Annotated in this window: 12 protein-coding genes and 3 pseudogenes; 12 read left to right on the forward strand and 3 right to left on the reverse strand. The window is 70.2% G+C overall.

Going from position 1 to position 16,907, the window contains the following annotated elements; genetic code table 11:
* Positions 1–66: 66 nt before the first annotated feature.
* Positions 67–1,584, reverse strand: a complete 1,518-nt coding sequence (gene glpK, locus AB0J88_RS09205) for a glycerol kinase GlpK (RefSeq protein WP_364346751.1) — start codon at positions 1,582–1,584, stop codon at positions 67–69.
* A 273-nt stretch (positions 1,585–1,857) separates the two neighbouring features.
* A pseudogene (locus AB0J88_RS09210) lies at positions 1,858–2,622 on the reverse strand (MIP/aquaporin family protein); the annotation flags it as partial.
* A gap of 570 nt (positions 2,623–3,192) precedes the next feature.
* On the opposite strand from AB0J88_RS09210, the pseudogene AB0J88_RS09215 reads away from it, so the two are divergent.
* The 7 genes and pseudogenes from AB0J88_RS09215 to AB0J88_RS09245 form a co-directional block, all read left to right on the forward strand.
* A pseudogene (locus tag AB0J88_RS09215) lies at positions 3,193–3,516 on the forward strand (response regulator); the annotation flags it as partial.
* Between the two features lie 59 nt (positions 3,517–3,575).
* Positions 3,576–5,075 (forward strand): HAMP domain-containing sensor histidine kinase, encoded by a 1,500-nt coding sequence (locus tag AB0J88_RS09220; RefSeq protein WP_364346749.1) that lies wholly within the window; start codon positions 3,576–3,578, stop codon positions 5,073–5,075.
* 84 nt (positions 5,076–5,159) lie between these two features.
* The gene (locus AB0J88_RS09225; RefSeq protein WP_364346747.1) at positions 5,160–5,537 is read left to right on the forward strand and encodes a DUF1622 domain-containing protein; all 378 of its coding nucleotides are present in this window, start codon (positions 5,160–5,162) and stop codon (positions 5,535–5,537) included.
* Entirely contained in the window at positions 5,534–5,824 is a 291-nt protein-coding gene (locus AB0J88_RS09230) for a hypothetical protein (protein WP_364346745.1), read from the forward strand. The genes AB0J88_RS09225 and AB0J88_RS09230 overlap by 4 nt, the downstream gene beginning before the upstream one ends.
* A 73-nt stretch (positions 5,825–5,897) precedes the next feature.
* On the forward strand, positions 5,898–7,220 hold the full coding sequence (locus AB0J88_RS09235; RefSeq protein ID WP_364346743.1) for an N-acetylmuramoyl-L-alanine amidase: 1,323 nt from the start codon (positions 5,898–5,900) through the stop codon (positions 7,218–7,220).
* A 46-nt stretch (positions 7,221–7,266) separates the two neighbouring features.
* Positions 7,267–7,581 (forward strand): annotated as a pseudogene (locus AB0J88_RS09240) (heavy metal-binding domain-containing protein); the annotation flags it as partial.
* A gap of 184 nt (positions 7,582–7,765) precedes the next feature.
* Positions 7,766–8,221: a hypothetical protein gene (locus AB0J88_RS09245; RefSeq protein ID WP_364346741.1), complete on the forward strand. Its 456-nt coding sequence runs from the start codon at positions 7,766–7,768 to the stop codon at positions 8,219–8,221.
* Here the strand turns inward: AB0J88_RS09245 and AB0J88_RS09250 are convergent.
* Positions 8,202–9,542, reverse strand: coding sequence for a diacylglycerol kinase family protein (locus AB0J88_RS09250; RefSeq protein ID WP_364346739.1), 1,341 nt, complete (start codon positions 9,540–9,542; stop codon positions 8,202–8,204). The two genes, AB0J88_RS09245 and AB0J88_RS09250, sit on opposite strands and share 20 nt — an antisense overlap.
* 665 nt (positions 9,543–10,207) lie before the next feature.
* Here AB0J88_RS09250 and chvE point away from each other — a divergent pair.
* The 5 genes from chvE to araB all read left to right on the forward strand — a co-directional run bounded on the left by chvE (position 10,208) and on the right by araB (position 16,906).
* Complete coding sequence (chvE, locus tag AB0J88_RS09255; protein WP_364346737.1) at positions 10,208–11,338, forward strand: multiple monosaccharide ABC transporter substrate-binding protein; 1,131 nt, start codon at positions 10,208–10,210, stop codon at positions 11,336–11,338.
* 71 nt (positions 11,339–11,409) lie between these two features.
* Positions 11,410–12,948, forward strand: a complete 1,539-nt coding sequence (mmsA, locus tag AB0J88_RS09260; RefSeq protein WP_364346735.1) for a multiple monosaccharide ABC transporter ATP-binding protein — start codon at positions 11,410–11,412, stop codon at positions 12,946–12,948.
* The gene (gene mmsB, locus AB0J88_RS09265; protein WP_364346733.1) at positions 12,945–14,186 is read left to right on the forward strand and encodes a multiple monosaccharide ABC transporter permease; all 1,242 of its coding nucleotides are present in this window, start codon (positions 12,945–12,947) and stop codon (positions 14,184–14,186) included. The genes mmsA and mmsB overlap by 4 nt, the downstream gene beginning before the upstream one ends.
* Before the next feature lie 17 nt (positions 14,187–14,203).
* Positions 14,204–15,250 (forward strand): LacI family DNA-binding transcriptional regulator, encoded by a 1,047-nt coding sequence (locus AB0J88_RS09270; RefSeq protein ID WP_364346731.1) that lies wholly within the window; start codon positions 14,204–14,206, stop codon positions 15,248–15,250.
* A gap of 3 nt (positions 15,251–15,253) precedes the next feature.
* Positions 15,254–16,906 (forward strand): ribulokinase, encoded by a 1,653-nt coding sequence (gene araB, locus AB0J88_RS09275; protein WP_364346729.1) that lies wholly within the window; start codon positions 15,254–15,256, stop codon positions 16,904–16,906.
* Position 16,907: the final 1 nt, after the last annotated feature.

Raw genomic sequence — 16,907 nt, forward strand, 5'->3', positions numbered from 1 at the left:
AACCTCCTGCTGTCGTGCGGTGGGGCGCCGCATGCGACGTACGCAGGCGGCGCCCCGGTCGGTTCCTCAGTCGACCTCGAGCCAACCCATGGTTCGCTCGACGGCCTTCTTCCACATCTTGTAGCCCTCGGCGCGCTGCTGGTCGTTCCATTCGGGCGTCCAGCGGCGATCCTCGTGCCAGTGCGCCCGCAGCTCTTCCACCGAGTTCCAGTACTTCACGGCCAGGCCGGCGGCGTACGCGGCGCCCAGCGCGGTGGTCTCCGCGACCACCGGCCGGCTCACCGGCACACCCAGGACGTCGGCCTGCATCTGCATCGCCAGGTCGTTGGCGGTGATGCCGCCATCGACCTTGAGGATGTCGAGCGTGACGCCGGAGTCCTTCTGGGCCGCCTCCACCACGTCCTTGGACTGGTAGCAGATGGACTCCAGAGTGGCCCGGGCCAGGTGTGCGGCCGTGTTGAACCGCGACAGGCCGACGATCGCGCCCCGCGCGTCGGACTGCCAGTAGGGTGCGAACAGACCGGAGAACGCGGGTACGAAGTAGACGCCCCCGTTGTCGTTGACGCTGCGCGCCAGGGTCTCGCTCTCCGATGCGTTCTTGATGATGCCGAGCTGGTCGCGCAGCCATTGCACGGCCGAGCCGGTCACCGCGATCGAGCCCTCCAGTGCGTACACCGGGTCCTGGTCGCCGAACTTGTAGCAGACCGTGGTGATCAGGCCGGCGTTCGACCGGACCACCTCGTTGCCGGTGTTGAGCAGCAGGAAGTTACCCGTGCCGTAGGTGTTCTTCGCCTCGCCGACGGCGAAGCAGACCTGGCCGACCGTGGCCGCCTGCTGGTCGCCGAGCGACGCGGGAAGCGCCACCTCGCCACGGAACGGGCCGTCGGCCTTCGTCATCCCGTACAGGTTCGGGTCCGACGAGGGCCGGATCTCCGGCAGCATCGCCCGCGGAATGTTGAAGAACCCCATGAGCTCGTCGTCCCAGTCGAGCGTCTCCAGGTTCATCAGCATCGTGCGGCTGGCGTTGGTGACGTCGGTGATGTGCAGACCGCCGTCCCGTCCACCGGTGAGGTTCCACAGCACCCACGCGTCGGTGTTGCCGAAGAGCGCCTCACCGTTCTCCGCTGCCTCGCGGACCCCGTCGACGTTCTCCAGGATCCACTGGATCTTCCCGCCGGAGAAGTACGTCGCCGGCGGGAGACCGGCCTTGCGCCGGATGACGTCGCCCCGGCCGTCGCGATCGAGCGCGGCCGCGATCCGGTCCGTCCGGGTGTCCTGCCAGACGATCGCGTTGTAGTAGGGCCGCCCGGTGCGGCGGTTCCAGACCACGGTCGTCTCGCGCTGGTTGGTGATGCCCACCGCGGCGAGGTCACTGGCCGACAGGTTCTGCCGGGACATCGTCGTGGTGATCACCTCCTGCGTGCGCTGCCAGATCTCGAGCGGGTCATGCTCGACCCACCCGGCCTGCGGCAGGATCTGCTCGTGCTCGACCTGGTGGCGACCGACTTCGCGCCCCTCGTGGTCGAAAATCATGAACCTCGTGCTTGTCGTGCCTTGGTCGATAGCGCCTACGTAATCCGCCATCTCAGTCGTTCCTTCCGGGTCTGTCGGTCCGGTTGCCTACCTCGTACTGGGGCCTGGCCCCGGATCGATCGGGCCGGAACCCGGATCTCGCCCGGTACCCGGGTCGTCGAGCCGTCCTGTGCCGGGATCGAAGCCCCGGTCAGGTCGACGCTCCGTCGGCTCGATGTAGCCCCGCTCGCCGCGCGGCGTGGAGGTCTGAGCCTGGCCGCTCGCGTCCACCGGAGTCTCGACCTCGCCGCCACGACCGGCAGGCGGTGCTTCACCCTGCAGGTACGGCAGGACCCGGCCGATCAGCGTCACGTAGATCAGACCACCGATGAGGCCACCGATGATCGGCGCGGCAATGGGCACCCACCAATAGAGCTGGTTGTACTGATCTCGCCACGCCGTGCCGTATCCGGTGATGTACGACGCCAATCGAGGCCCGAAGTCACGAGCCGGGTTGATGGCGTAACCGGCGTTCGTGCCCCACGCCATACCGATCGCGACAACGACCAGACCCACGATGAACGGTGTCAGGTTCGACAGCGGCGGGTCGTTGAGGCGGTCGGTCAGCACGAAGATCAGGAACACCAGGATCGCCGTGCCGATGACCTGGTCCAGGAAGCCGCCCCACAGGCTGACCGGCAGGGTGCCGTTACCAGGCAGCGTGGAGAACACCGTCTGCGTCTTGGCGGTCAACCCCGGGTCCGCGTTGTGCAGCACGGAGTTGTAGGCCCAGCGCACCAACAGCGCGCCACAGAACGCACCTAACACCTGAGCGAAGATGTAAGGCACCACGCTCTTCCACGGGAACTTGCGGAACGCCGCCAACGCGATCGTGACGGCCGGGTTGAGGTGGGCGCCGGAGATGCGTGCCGCGGTGTAGACACCGAGCACGACACCGAGGCCCCACGCCCACGAGATGCTGTCGTGATCGCCGAGGCCGGAGCCACCGGCCACGACCTGAGCGACCACTCCGATACCGAACAGCAACAGAATCATCGTGCCCAGGAACTCGGCGATCATCTGGACCACGATGTTCTGTCTGCTGAGAATTCCTCGAATTCCAGCCACAGCTTTTAGCCCCCCAACAGTGCGATCTGGCGAATCGTTGGTGGCAGTCACCGCCAGGAGCGCGCCTCAGGGCCAACAAAAAGGATGAAGGCCCCAACCGGGGAATAGACACGTAACTAACGGCTATGTCTGAATATTCGGATTCGCCCTCTCTCACCGTCAGTCAAGCACGGGACCTCCGATAGGGCCACGGGCAACGGCTTTAAACCCGAGAATTGCTCTTTTTTTACGGCTCCGTGGGGCGGATGCGAGGTCTCGCCCGGTTCTCGGCGGCCGGGATGACGGCCGCAACGGATCACCTATGTCAGGCTAACCCGCCCGCCAGTGCCGGGAGTCCGGATCAATTTCATCCACAATGGTTGGTGACCCGCATGGCCCGGGGCGGCTGCCGGGTCCGGTGTGGCCGGTCGCGGCGCCTTGGGTCCGGGACCGGTGCGGGCGACGAACCGGACACCCGCGCCGCCGCCGGACATCGACGGCCACGAGATTGTCACAGCGTCTTCCTAGCCCGTTCCCAGGCAGTTCCGAGCGTCGACCCGTAAGAGATACGGTGTGCCAGCTCGAGCCACCCGCGTGCTCGTCGTCGACGACGAGCCGAACATCCGCGCCCTGATCTCCGCCACGCCGCCGCTGGTGGACTTCGACGTGCGGGTCGCGTCCGGCGGCTTCGAGGCGCTGGCCGCCGCCGAGGAGTTCGCGCCGGACCTGGTCGTGTTGGACGTGATGCTGCCCGACCTCGACGGGTTCCAGGTGGCGCGGCGGCTCCGTGCGGGCGGTGGGGCGAACGTGCCCGTGCTGTTCCTGACCGCTACGGACGCCGTGGCGGACCGGATCTCCGGGCTCACCGTCGGCGCCGACGACTATGTCACCAAGCCCGCGCTGATCCACAGTGTGCGCGGCGTCGGTTACGCCCTGCGGTTGCCGCGGGAACTGCGATGATCCGGCCGCGGCGCTGGCGGCACTGGACGCTTCGTGCCCGGCTGGTGGTCGCGGTCGCCACGCTGACCGCGTTCGCACTGCTGATCGCCAACGCGATCGGCCTGGCGCTGCTGCGCCGCAACCTGACCGACCGGGTCGACGAGCAACTGCGCGCCATGGGCCAGGCGGCCACCCAGCGGCGGGCCTGGGAGGCCCCGCCGCCCAACCCGATGTTCCCGCGCGGGCGGTTCGACGTCGACCGGGCCGTGGCGCTGGTGCTGCCCGACGGCGACCCGCCGCTGCTGGTCGTCGCGACGGGGGTTCCGGCGCCGGAGCTGCCGACCTACGCGGCGCTGCTGGAGCGGGCCGGTGGCGAGCCGTTCACGGTGCGGGCCGTCGACGGCACGATGACGTGGCGGCTGCTCGTGGTCGCCAACCGGGACGGCAGTCTGACCGTCTCCGGCGTCTCGCTGCAGGCCGTGGACGCCACCGCCGACCTGCTGCTGGCCATCGACGTCGTGGTGATGCTGGTGGTCCTGGCCCTGTTGGCGGCGATCGCGGCCCTCGTGGTCCGGATGGGCCTGCGGCCGCTGACCCGGATGGAGCGCACCTCGGCCGAGATCACCGGCGGCGACCTGTCACGGCGGGTCCTGGACGCCGACCCGCACACGGAGCCCGGCCGGCTCGGGATCGCGCTCAACTCGATGCTCGACCGGATCGAGGCCGAGGTGTCCGCGCGCACCACGTCCGAGCGCCGGCTGCGGCAGTTCGTCGCGGACGCGTCGCACGAGCTGCGTACGCCGCTCACCTCGATCCGGGGTTTCGCGGAGCTCTACCGGCGCGGGGGAGCGGTGCCCGGGCCGCGGCTCGACGAGATGATGGGGCGAATCGAGGCCGAGGCGGCCCGGATGGGGCTGCTGGTCGAGGACCTGTTGCAGCTCGCCCGGCTCGACCTGCAGCGCCGCCCTGAGCGCCAGCCCGTCGACCTGCTCGCGATCGTCGCCGACACGATCCGCGACGCGCACGCCCGGCAGCCGGACCGCCCGGTGGAGCTCGCCGCGCTCGACGGCGCCGGCGAGGACACCCCGGTGACGGTGCTCGGCGACGACCACGGGCTTCGGCAGGTCGTCACCAACCTCGTCGCCAACGCGCTCCAGCACAGCGCGGCCCCGGCCGCCGTCGTGGTGCGGGTCGGCCGGCGGCTGCCCGGTGCGGCGGGCATTCCGCCCGCCGCCGCCGTCGGCGACGTGCCGGCGGACCGCCCGCTGGCCGTGCTGGAGGTCGCCGACGCCGGCCCGGGCGTGCCGGCGGAACACGCCGAGCGGGTCTTCGAGCGCCTCTACCGGGCGGACCCGAGCCGCAACCGGCGCAGCGGCGGCTCCGGCCTCGGACTGTCCATCGTGTCCGCGATCGTCACGAGCCACGGCGGCCGCGTCGAGCTGCACCCGACACCCGGCGGCGGTGCCACCTTCCGCGTGCTGTTGCCCGAGGACGGTCGGATCCCGGGCCGTCCCTGAGCCTTCGGCACGAAGATCACCCGTCCGGGTGACTGGCGACGCGGATGCCGGCGGGAGCCGTCGCGGCGATGAGTAGGTTGACGGGTGAGCGTCGAGGAGCGGGTCAGCGACGCCGTCAACGTGCTCGTGACGATCGTCGAGGCGGGCGGCGCGATCATCATCGGCGTGGGCGCGGCCTACGCCTTCTGCCGGCTGCTGTGGCTCGCGGTGCGCGACCGGGACACGGCCTCCTTCGTGCAGGTCCGGCTCGACCTCGGCCGGTTTCTCACACTGGGCCTGGAGTTCCAGCTCGCGGGCGACATCCTGCGCACGGCCATCTCGCCGTCGTTCAGCGACATCGGCCAGCTCGCGGCGATCGCGGCCATCCGCACGGCGCTCAACTGGACGCTGCGCCGCGAGATCGAGGAGGAGCGCCGGCAGTTGGCCGCCGGACACCGCGACGACCGGTCGGCGCGACCGTGAGCCTGGGCGAGGTCACCGAGGCCGCGAGCGCGGTGGCCGTGGCGATGGGCATAGGCGTCGCCGCCGCGGTGCTGGCGGCGAACCGGACGCCGATGGCCGCGCTCGCGGTGCTGCTCGACTTCCTGACCGTGGCGGGCATCCTGCACCTGGCGGCGGACCCGACGTATCTGCGGGCGCTGTCGGCGGGGATCGTGCTGGGTGTCCGGCACCTGATCACCTGGTCGCTGCAGACCGGCTCGCGCGGACTTCTCGCGCCGATGCCGCACCGGCCTGGCAAACGTCTCTGAAGGAAATATTCGCCTTTACTCGGATCGGTGGACATCCTTTACATCGATGGGCATCACCGTATACGGTGCCCGCATGGTTCGCCGTCTGCTGCTCTCCGCCGCGCTGGTGGTCGGCCTCGTCGCCGTGCCGGCCGTCCCGTCCGACGCCGCCTCCGACCGCTCGTTCGCCGCCGCGGCGGAGCGTTACGACGTACCCCCGGATCTGTTGGTGGCATTGGGTTTCGTCCAGTCCGGGCTCGACCATCGAGCCGCCGGCCGCGCCGGTGGGCACGGCATCATGCAGCTCGCCGACAACGCCGTGGTGCGCACGCTGTCGTCGGCGGCCGCGCTGACCGGCCGGTCCCGGTCGTCGCTGATGACGAGCGAAGCGGCCAACGTGGCCGGAGCCGCCGCGGTGCTGCGGTCCTATGCCGACGCGGCGGGGCTCGACGCGGTCGCCCGCAGGAACATCAACCGGTGGTACGTCCCGGTCGCCAGGTTCGCGGGCGCGGTCGACGACCAGCTGGCGCGGCTGTTCGCCGACACCGTCTACGACCGGTCGGCGGTCGGGCTTATCGGCCCGATCAGCCTCGCGCCACGACCCGTCGCGCCCGACCGGGGCAAGCTCGCCGGCGTGCCGGCCTGGGGAGCCGGCGACGTCGGTGTTCTCAGCACCGACTACGGCCCGGCCGTCTGGGCGCCGGCCAACGCCGGCAACTACACCGTCTCCAGCCGGGAGGGCGGCTATCCGATCGACTACGTGGTCATCCACGTGACGCAGGGGTCGTACGCGGGCAGCATCGCCTGGTTCCAGAACCCGGCGTCCAACGTCAGCGCGCACTACACCTTCCGCTCGTCGGACGGCGCCGTGACGCAGTCTGTACGGGAGAAGGACATCGGCTACCACGCGGGCAACTGGGACTACAACACGCGTTCGATCGGCATCGAGCACGAGGGCTTCGTCGACAACCCGGCCTGGTTCACCGACGCGATGTACCGGGCGTCGGCCTCGCTGACCCGCAACCTGACGGCGAAGTACGGCATCCCGCGCGATCGGGCGCACATCATCGCGCACCGGGAGGTGCCCGGCGCCACGCACACGGACCCGGGGCCGCACTGGAACTGGACCTACTACATGCAGCTCGTCAACGGCGTCACCGGCACGGGCAGCGGCACGGTCGACACCGCGTCGACGAGCCTGAACGTCCGAAGTGGACCGGGAACCGGCTATGCCGTCGTGGGCTCCGTCGCCGACGGCGCCGCGGTGACGGTCTGGTGCCAGGCGACCGGCACGACGGTCACGGGCACGTTCGGCACGAGCAACGTCTGGAACCGGATCGGCACGGGCCGCTGGGTCTCCGACACCTACGTGCTGACGGGCCACAACGGATTCATCCCGGGCGTACCGCGCTGCTGAGCGAAAGCACCCACCTGGCCGGGCGGTGCGGGCCAGGATGGTAGGCATGACGACGACTGAGTTCCTCGCGTCCACGACGTTCGAGGTGCCCGGCTATCGGGTCGAGCGGACGTACGGCATCGCCTGGGGCATCATCGTGCGCAGCGTAGGCGTGGTTCGTGGGGTGACCGGCGGGCTCAAGGCGTTGCGGCAGGGTGAGGTCCCCGAATACACGCAGGTGGTCGACGCCGCTCGGCACACCGCGTTCGAGCGGCTGGTCGGGCACGCGCACGAGCTCGGCGGCAACGCGGTGATCGGGGTGCGGTTCGACTCGTCCGACATCGGCAATGGACTGTCCGAGATCGTGGCGTACGGCACCGCCGCCCAGGTTACGCGAGTGTAACGACGCGGCTGCCGTTCGCCGCCGTGCGGGTTGCCACGCGGAGCCTGTGTCGCCGCAGTTACAGCAGGTCCGGGGCCGTGGGATATCCCACGCGCGGAGGTGCCGGGGCCACGTGACCGGCTAGCCTGGCCGCTCGGAATCCCAGTATCTAGGAGCGGCTGGTATGCGGCGCGGTATCGCGACGATGTTCGTTGTCGGGCTCGTTGGACTCGGGGTCGCCGGGTGCGGCTCCGCCGATGACGCGGCCGGGTCCGCGTCGTCGGGCGGGTCCGACGAGGTGAAGGCCGAGGACAAGGCGGTCGTCACCGCTTCGGCCTGCGACGAGGCGATCGCCGACAGCGAGGCCAGACTCCAGGACCTCACCGCCGCGCTCGACAAGCTCGGTGACGGCGGCAGCGAGGGCGAGGCGGCGGCGCCGGCCCAGAAGTCCGTCGACGACACGCTGAAGTGGTGGGGCTACCAGCTCGACCTGCTGTCGAACCAGGACATCGACGCCGACGTCAAGACCGCGATCGCCGACGCGGCCAAGACCGTCTCCACGCTGAGCAAGTCGCCGTTGGAGCAGGCCATGCCCACTTTGGAGGGCATACCGACCTCGCTCAAGAACGTCTGCGTGTAGGACCCGACAGGGCCAGCCGCCCGAGGTGCGTCCAGTCGAGCGCGGCGCGGGCGGCGCGTACGCCCGGCCGGTCCCGCGGCACCCTGACCCGCAGCGCGCCGGGCCGGATGCGGGCGACCAGCGGCGTGTCCAGCAGCAGCGACTCGCCGTCGACGCCGACCGGCACCGGCTCGCCGCCTGCCTCGACCACCGCCTCGGGCGCGCTGCGCATGGTGACCGGCGCGGCACTGCGCCCGCGCAACAGCCGCAGCGCGTCGGCGGTCGAGTCGACGGTGACGGAGATGACGCCCAGCTTGCCGCGGTCCAGCCGTGGCCGGTGGCCGAGACCCGCGACGTCGTCCACGGTGTACGGATTGTTGCTCACCAGGATCGCCTGGGGTCCGGCACACACGGTGTCGCCGACGCGCAGGCACAGCCGCGGCCCGACCTGCTGGGTGAGCAGGTCCGGCAGCAGGGCGAGGGCGGTGCCGGCCTTGTCGGCACGGTAGGCGTCGCTCTGCACGATGGCCGCGTACACGCCGAACGAGGCGTTGTTGACGAACGTCCGTCCGCCCAGGTCGCCGAGGTCGACCCGCACCTCGACGCCGTCGGTCAGCGCGTCGAGGCAGGCGGCCGGGTCGTCCCGGTCGAGGCCCAGGTCGAGCGCGAAGTGGTTGCGGGTGCCGGCCGAGATCACCAGGAACGGGATGTCGTGCTCGGCGGCCACCCCGGCGACGATGGCCTGCGTGCCGTCGCCGCCCGCGACGCCGAGCAGGTCCGCGCCGCGCCGCACGGCATCCTGCGCGAGCGCGGCCACGTCGGTGGTGCCGGTGGTGTCGAGGAGCACGACCTCGGCCCCCAGTGCGCGCGCCCGCTCGGCGAGGTGGAAGCGGCCGACCTTGCCGCCGCCGGAGCGCGGATTCATGATCAGGAAGGGCCGGCGGGGCGGGGGAGTGTCGATCTCGTGGGGTGCGCGCACGGCCTGGGCCAGCGCGCGACGGCCCGTGCCGCCGGCCAGCACCAGCAGCCCGGCCGACACGGCGGCGACCCAGACGAGGTGGTGCAGCGCGTAGACGAACAGCATGGCGAGCGGCGCGGCCACCAGCAGGACGGCGGCGAGCCAGCGCAGCACGCCCGAGTGGGCGAGGAACCACCAGACGGCGGCGACGGTGGCGACGAGACAGCCGGCGGCGATGAGCAGCATGGCCACGCTGCCCTTGGCACCGGCCACGATGACGGGGACCGCGAAGGCCGCCAGCACGAGCACGAGGGCGGCCCGAGCGAGCCACCGGTGCAGCAACGACGACCCCGCGTGGGGCGAGGTCGTCGACTGCGTAACCATATCGATACATTTTACGCCTACCCCGCATTCCAGGCAGGGCGGTTTGTTCAGGTCAGTGTCACCACCCGGTCGAGGCCGAGGTCTCCCGGAGGATCGCCGCCACCACCGTGGGTCGACGACGCCGGCCAGCGGCTGGACCGCGTCGTGGTGGGCGGCGAGCCGGACCGCGGGCTGCGAGTGGCCGGTCGCGACGACCGGCTCGGGGCGCACGCCGATGACCGGAGCCGAGCGCACCGCCCGGGCCGGCGGTGACGTCGAGCGCGCCGGGGCTCCACGCGCGCAGCACGGTCGACGAGTGCGCGCCCGCCGGCTACGCGGACATCCCTCGCGCAGGAAGTGCTCGTGCGGCTGGGATCAGTCGACCTCCTGGTCCCACCGTTCAACGCCTTGGCGGAGGCCCGGGCGACGGGCCCAATTCCGACATGTCCGTCCATGATGGGCTGAGGGTGGTGTCACGCTGGGTGTCCGGTGAGTCGCTTTGCTGTTAACGCTCACACCCCCTTTGTCGCCCTGCCTGGGAGCGCGTCACCAGCGCATGCCTTGTTACGAGACCGTGACCGCCAGATGTCGGTGAGAGGGCTTGACGCCATTGTTGTTAGCGCTAACACTGTGGTTCGTTGTAACCCGGAAACGTTGATGGCACGAACCCCGGAGGGGGGACAGCTTTGAACAGACGACTTCTGGCCGCTCTGGGCGCCGCAGCGGTGGCGTTCAGCCTCGCGGCTTGCAGCGGTGAGGGAGCCGGCAGTGGCACCGACACCGCCAACCAGGCACCGACCGAGCTGACGATCGGCGTTTCGATGCCGACGCAGACGTCCGAGCGCTGGATCGCCGACGGCAACTCCGTCAAGGAGAAGCTGACGGCCAAGGGCTACAAGGTGGACCTGCAGTACGCGGGTGACGACATTCCTACCCAGTCGCAGCAGGTCGACCAGATGATCACCCAGGGCGCCGACGTCCTGATCATCGCGGCCATCGACGGCACCGCGCTGAGCAGCCAGCTCCAGGCCGCGGCTGACAAGAAGATCCCGGTCATCTCGTACGACCGGCTGATCCGCGACAGCAAGAACGTCGACTTCTACGTCAGCTTCGACAACTACAAGGTCGGCGTCGCGCAGGCGACGGCGCTCCTCGTGGGTCTCGGCGTGCTCAACAAGGACGGCTCGGAGGGCTCGGCCAAGGGCCCGCTCAACGTCGAGCTGTTCGCCGGTTCGCTCGACGACAACAACGCGCACTTCTTCTTCGACGGCGCGATGGACACGCTCAAGCCGTTCATCGACAAGGGCACCCTCGTCGTGAAGTCGAAGCAGACCTCCATCGAGCAGGCGGCGACGCTGCGGTGGCAGCAGGAGACCGCGCAGAAGCGGATGGAAGACCTGCTGACCTCCAGCTACAACGACGGCTCGAAGGTGGCGGGCGTGCTCTCGCCGTACGACGGCCTCTCCCGCGGCATCATCACCGCGCTGCAGAACGCCGGCTACAAGGGCAAGATGCCGGTCGTCACGGGCCAGGACGCGGAGATCGCGTCGGTCAAGCTGATCAACGACGGCGTGCAGAGCTCGACCATCTTCAAGGACACCCGGCTCCTGGCCGAGCAGGCCGTGATCGCCGCCGAGGCGTTCCTGAAGAAGGCGACGCCGGAGGCCAACGACACCAAGACGTACGACAATGGCGTCAAGGTCGTGCCTTCGTACCTGTTGCCCGTCGAGACGGTCTACAAGGATGACATCCAGAAGTCCCTGATCGACTCGGGCTACTGGACGGCCGACGAGGTCAAGGCCGGCCAGGCCAAGTGACCGACCGACAGGCCCGGTGACCCGCGAGGGTCACCGGGCCTGTCGCCCGCAAGCACGCAGAAGGAGGACGGATGACCGACGTGCTGCTGGAGATGCGCGACATCACCAAGACTTTCCCCGGTGTGAAGGCGCTCGAGAACGTGTCGCTCGCCGTCAAGCGGGGCGAGATCCACGCGATCTGCGGTGAGAACGGCGCGGGCAAGTCGACGCTGATGAAGGTGCTCTCCGGTGTCTACCCGACCGGCTCGTACACGGGCGAGATCGTGTTCGACGGCCAGCCGGTGCACTTCAACGGCATCCGCGACAGCGAGGCCCAGGGCATCGTCATCATCCACCAGGAGCTGGCGCTGGTGCCCTACCTCTCGATCGCCGAGAACATCTTCCTCGGCAACGAGCGGCGCGGCACGGGCGGCCTGATCGACTGGAACCGGGCCAACGCGGAGGCGGCGTCGCTGCTCAAGTCCGTGGGCCTCGACGAGAACCCGACCTCGCCGGTGATCCAGCTCGGCGTCGGCAAGCAGCAGCTCGTCGAGATCGCCAAGGCACTGTCCAAAGAGGTCAAGCTGCTGATCCTGGACGAGCCCACGGCCGCGCTCAACGACATCGACTCAGCGCACCTGCTCGACCTGCTCCGCCGCCTGCGCGACCGGGGCATCACCTGCATCATGATCTCCCACAAGCTCAACGAGATCACCGCGATCGCCGACTCGACCACCGTGATCCGCGATGGCCACACCGTCGAGACGCTCGACATGAGCGACGAGGACTCGACGCAGGGCCGCATCATCCGGGGCATGGTCGGCCGCGACATCGACAGCTTCTACCCCGACCGCGAGTCGCACCCGGGCGAGGAGGTCTTCCGGATCGAGGACTGGACCGCCTGGCACCCGACCCAGGACCGCAAGGTCGTCGACGCGGCCAACCTCAACGTGCGCGCCGGCGAGGTGGTCGGCATCGCCGGGCTGATGGGCGCCGGGCGCACCGAGCTCGCGATGAGCGTGTTCGGCCGGTCCTACGGGCGCGACGTCAGCGGCCGCATCTTCATGCACGGCAAGGAGGTCCGGGCGCGCTCGGTCGCGGAGGCGATCCGCAACGGCATCGCGTACGCGACCGAGGACCGCAAGCGCTACGGGCTCAACCTGATCGCCGACGTGTGCCGCAACATCTCCGCCGCCGCGCTGGGCAAGCTGTCCCGCGGTGGCTGGGTCAACGGCAACGAGGAGATCAAGGTCGCCGAGCAGAGCCGGCGTGACATGAACATCAAGACGTCCAACGTGATGGCGACCGTCGGCACGCTCTCGGGCGGCAACCAGCAGAAGGTCGTGCTGTCCAAGTGGTTGTTCACCGACCCGGACGTGCTGATCCTGGACGAGCCGACGCGCGGCATCGACGTCGGCGCCAAGTACGAGATCTACACGATCATCAACAAGCTGGTGGCGCAGGGCAAGGCGGTCATCGTCATCTCGTCCGAGCTTCCCGAGCTGCTCGGGATCTGCGACCGCATCTACACGCTCTCGGCCGGCCGCATCACCGGTGAAGTCCCGGTGCGCGAGGCCACCCAGGAAAACCTCATGGCGCTCATGACCAAGGAGAAGGAGCTCGCCGGATGACCGACACCAAGCCCCCCGAGACGCGGGAGTCCGGCACCGCTCCGGCGGTCGCGCTGCACACCGGCGTCAGCGACCCGCGTACGCTGATCATGCGTAACCTGCGGCAGAGCGGCATCTACGTCGCGTTCGTCGTGATCGTCGGGCTGTTCGCGATCCTCACCGACGGCGTCTCGCTGAGCCCGGGCAACATCACCAACATCCTGCTGCAGTACTCGTACATCCTGGTCCTGGCCATCGGCATGGTCATCCTGATCATCGGCGGCCACATCGACCTGTCGGTCGGCTCGGTGGTGGCGCTGACCGGCGCGGTCTCCGCCGTGCTCGTCATCCAGCAGGGCATGCCCTGGTGGGTCGGCGTGGTCGCGGCGATCGCCGTCGGCCTCGCGGTGGGTGTCTGGCACGGCTTCTGGGTCGCGTACGTCGGCATGCCGGCGTTTATCGTGACGCTGGCCGGCATGCTGCTCTTCCGCGGCCTCACGCTCCAGGTGCTCGACAACATCTCGCTCTCGCCGTTCCCGGCCGAATACCAGAAGATCGCCAACGGCTTCCTCAACGGCCTGCTCGGCGGCCAGGGCTACGACGCGTTCACGCTGATCATCGGTGCGATCGCGGTGGCCGGCATCGCGGTCAGCGGCTACCGCACCCGGGTCGCCCGGGTCCGCTACGAGCAGTCGGTCGAGTCGTTCCCACTGTTCGTCCTGCGGATCGTGCTGGTCGGCGCGGTGATCATGTACTTCGCGTGGCAGCTCGCCCACGCCCGCGGCCTGCCGATCGTGCTGATCATCCTGGCCGTCCTGGTCATCGCCTACGGCATGGTCACCCGGCGCACCGTCTTCGGCCGCCAGGTGTACGCGATCGGCGGCAACCTGTCCGCGGCGCAGCTCTCCGGCGTCAAGGTCAAGTCGGTCAACTTCTGGATGTTCGTCAACATGGGCTTCCTGGCCGGCGTGGCGGGTGTCATCTACTCGTCGCGGTCCAACGGCGCGCAGCCGGCGGCCGGCAACATGTTCGAGCTCGACGCCATCGCCGCCGCCTTCATCGGTGGTGCGGCCGTGGCCGGCGGCGTGGGCACCGTGGTCGGCGCCATGGTCGGTGGTCTGATCATGGCTGTGATGAGCAACGGCATGCAGCTCATGGGTATCGACCAGTCCGTACAGTCCGTGGTCAAGGGCCTCGTGCTGCTGTTCGCCGTCGCGTTCGACATCTACAACAAGCGCCGCGTCGGCGCCAACCGCTGACGTCGCTGACCGGACCGATGGACGCACCGACCGCGGACTCCGCCCCGACCCGGCCACTGGCCATGTCGGACGTGGCCGCCCGCGCGGGCGTGTCGCACCAGACCGTGTCGCGGGTGATCAACCGCCACCCCAACGTGGCGGTGGCCACCCGGGCACGGGTCCTGGCCGCGATCGCGGAGCTCGGGTACCGCCCCAACGGGGCGGCCCGGGCCCTCGCCACCGGTTCGACCCGCACCATCGGCCTGGTCACCTCCAACATCAGCCAGTACGGGCCGGCGCAGACGATGCTCGGCCTGGAGCACGCCGCCCGCGAGGCCGGCTACTTCCTTACCGTCTCCGTGCTCGACGACGCCAGCGCCCGCACGATGACCGAGGCGATCGACCGGTTGGCGACCCAGTCGGTCGACGCGATCGTCGCGCTGAACACCTACGACGAGGCGGTCCGGGCGCTGCGCAAGGTGCGCTCCGCCGTCCCGCTGATCGCGGTGCAGGCCGGCCGCGACGGGCACGACCCCGCGGTCTGGGTCGACCAGGAGACCGGTGCCGCGCTGGCCACCCGGCACCTGCTCGAGCTCGGGCACCGCACCGTCCACCACGTCACCGGGCCGGCCGGGTCGATCGAGGCCGCCGCCCGGCGGCGGAGCTGGCAGGCCGAGCTGGATGCCGTCGGCGCGCCCGTGCCGTCGGTGCTGCGCGGCGACTGGTTGCCCGCCTCCGGGCACGCCGCCGGCCGGGAGCTCGTGGCCCGCCGGCGTGGCGGCGAGTCGGTGACCGCCGTCTTCGTCGCCAACGACCAGATGGCCTTCGGGCTGCTGAACGCGTTCCATGAGGCCGGCCTGCGGGTGCCGGACGACGTCAGCGTCGTCGGGTTCGACAACGTGCCGGAGGCGCCCTACTACATCCCGCCGCTGACCACGGTCCGGCAGGACTTCGCCGAGTTGGGGCGGCGCGGCGTGCAGCTCGTGCTCGGCCTGCTCGGCGGTGAACAGGCACGACCGGGACCGGTCGTGCCGCAGTTGTTGGTGCGGGCCACCACCGCGCCGCCGACCCGGGGGAAAGGGTGACTCATGTACGTCGTCGGAGTCGACTTCGGCACGCTGTCCGGGAGGGCGGTCGTCGTCCGGGTAGCGGACGGGGCGGAGCTGGGCAGCGCCGTCTCGGTGTACGACCACGCCGTGGTCGAGAACCGGCTGCCGGCCACCGGTGAGCAGCTGCCGCCGGACTGGGCGCTGCAGATGCCGGGGGACTGGCTGACCGTGCTGCGCGACGCCGTGCCGGCCGCCGTGCGGGCCAGCGGGGTCGACCCGGCCGAGGTGATCGGCATCGGCACCGACTTCACCGCCTGCACCGTGCTGCCGACCACCACCGACGGCACGCCGCTGTGCGAGCTGGATGCCTTCCGCGAGCGGCGGCACGCGTACCCGAAGCTGTGGAAGCACCACTCCGCCCAGCCGCACGCCGACCGGATCAACGCGCTGGCCGCCGCGCGCGGCGAGACCTGGCTGGCCCGCTACGGCGGCAAGATCTCCAGCGAGTGGGAGTTCGCCAAGGCGCTCCAGGTGCTCGAGGACGACCCCGAGGTGTACGCCGCCATGGACCGCTGGGTCGAGGCCGCCGACTGGATCGTCTGGCAGCTCTGCGGCACGTACCTGCGCAACGCCTGCACGGCCGGCTACAAGGGCATCTACCAGGACGGCGCGTACCCGTCGCCGGACTACCTGGCCGCGCTGAACCCCGGTTTCGCGTCGTTCGTCACCGACAAGCTGGAGCACGAGATCGGGCAGCTGGGCGCGCTGGCCGGCCGCCTCACCGCGGAGGCCGCGGGCTGGACCGGTCTGCCCGAGGGCATCGCGGTCTGTGTCGGCAATGTGGACGCCCACGTCACCGCTCCGGCGGCCAAGGCCACCGAACCCGGCCAGATGCTGATGGTGATGGGCACCTCGACCTGCCACGTCATGAACAGCGACCGGCTCGGCGAGGTGCCGGGCATGTGCGGCGTCGTCGACGGCGGCATCGTGCCGGGGCTCTACGGCTACGAGGCCGGGCAGAGCGGCGTCGGCGACATCTTCGCGTGGCACGTCGACAACTTCGTCCCGCCGTCCTATGTGGAGGCAGCAGCTGCCGCCGGCGTCGGCGTGCACGACCACCTGACCGCCCTGGCCGCCTCGCAGCAGGTCGGCGAGCACGGCCTGGTCGCGCTCGACTGGCACGGCGGCAACCGGTCTGTCCTGGTCGACCACGAGCTGTCCGGCGTGCTGGTCGGCACGACCCTGGCCACCCGCCCCGAGGACGTCTACCGGGCGCTCCTGGAGGCCACCGCGTTCGGCACCCGCACGATCGTCGAGGCGTTCGAGAGCAACGGCGTCGAGGTGTCGGAGCTGGTGGTGGCCGGCGGGCTGCTGCGCAACGCGTTCCTGATGCAGCTGTACGCCGACGTGTGCCGGCGTCCGCTCTCGGTGATCGACTCCGAGCAGGGTCCGGCGCTGGGCTCCGCGATCCACGCGGCCGTCGCCGCCGGCGCCTACCCGGACGTGCACGCCGCCGCGCAGGCCATGGGCAAGGTCCGGCGGGCCGTGTACGTGCCGGACGACCAGCGGGCGGCCGCCTACGACGCGCTGTACGCCGAGTACCAGTTGCTGCACGACCACTTCGGCCGGGGCGGCAACGACGTGCTGCACCGGCTGCGCGACATCCGCCGCACCGCCAAGGAGTCATCGTGAC

This window comes from Asanoa sp. NPDC049475, from assembly GCF_040676915.1.
Lineage (GTDB): Bacteria > Actinomycetota > Actinomycetes > Mycobacteriales > Micromonosporaceae > Asanoa.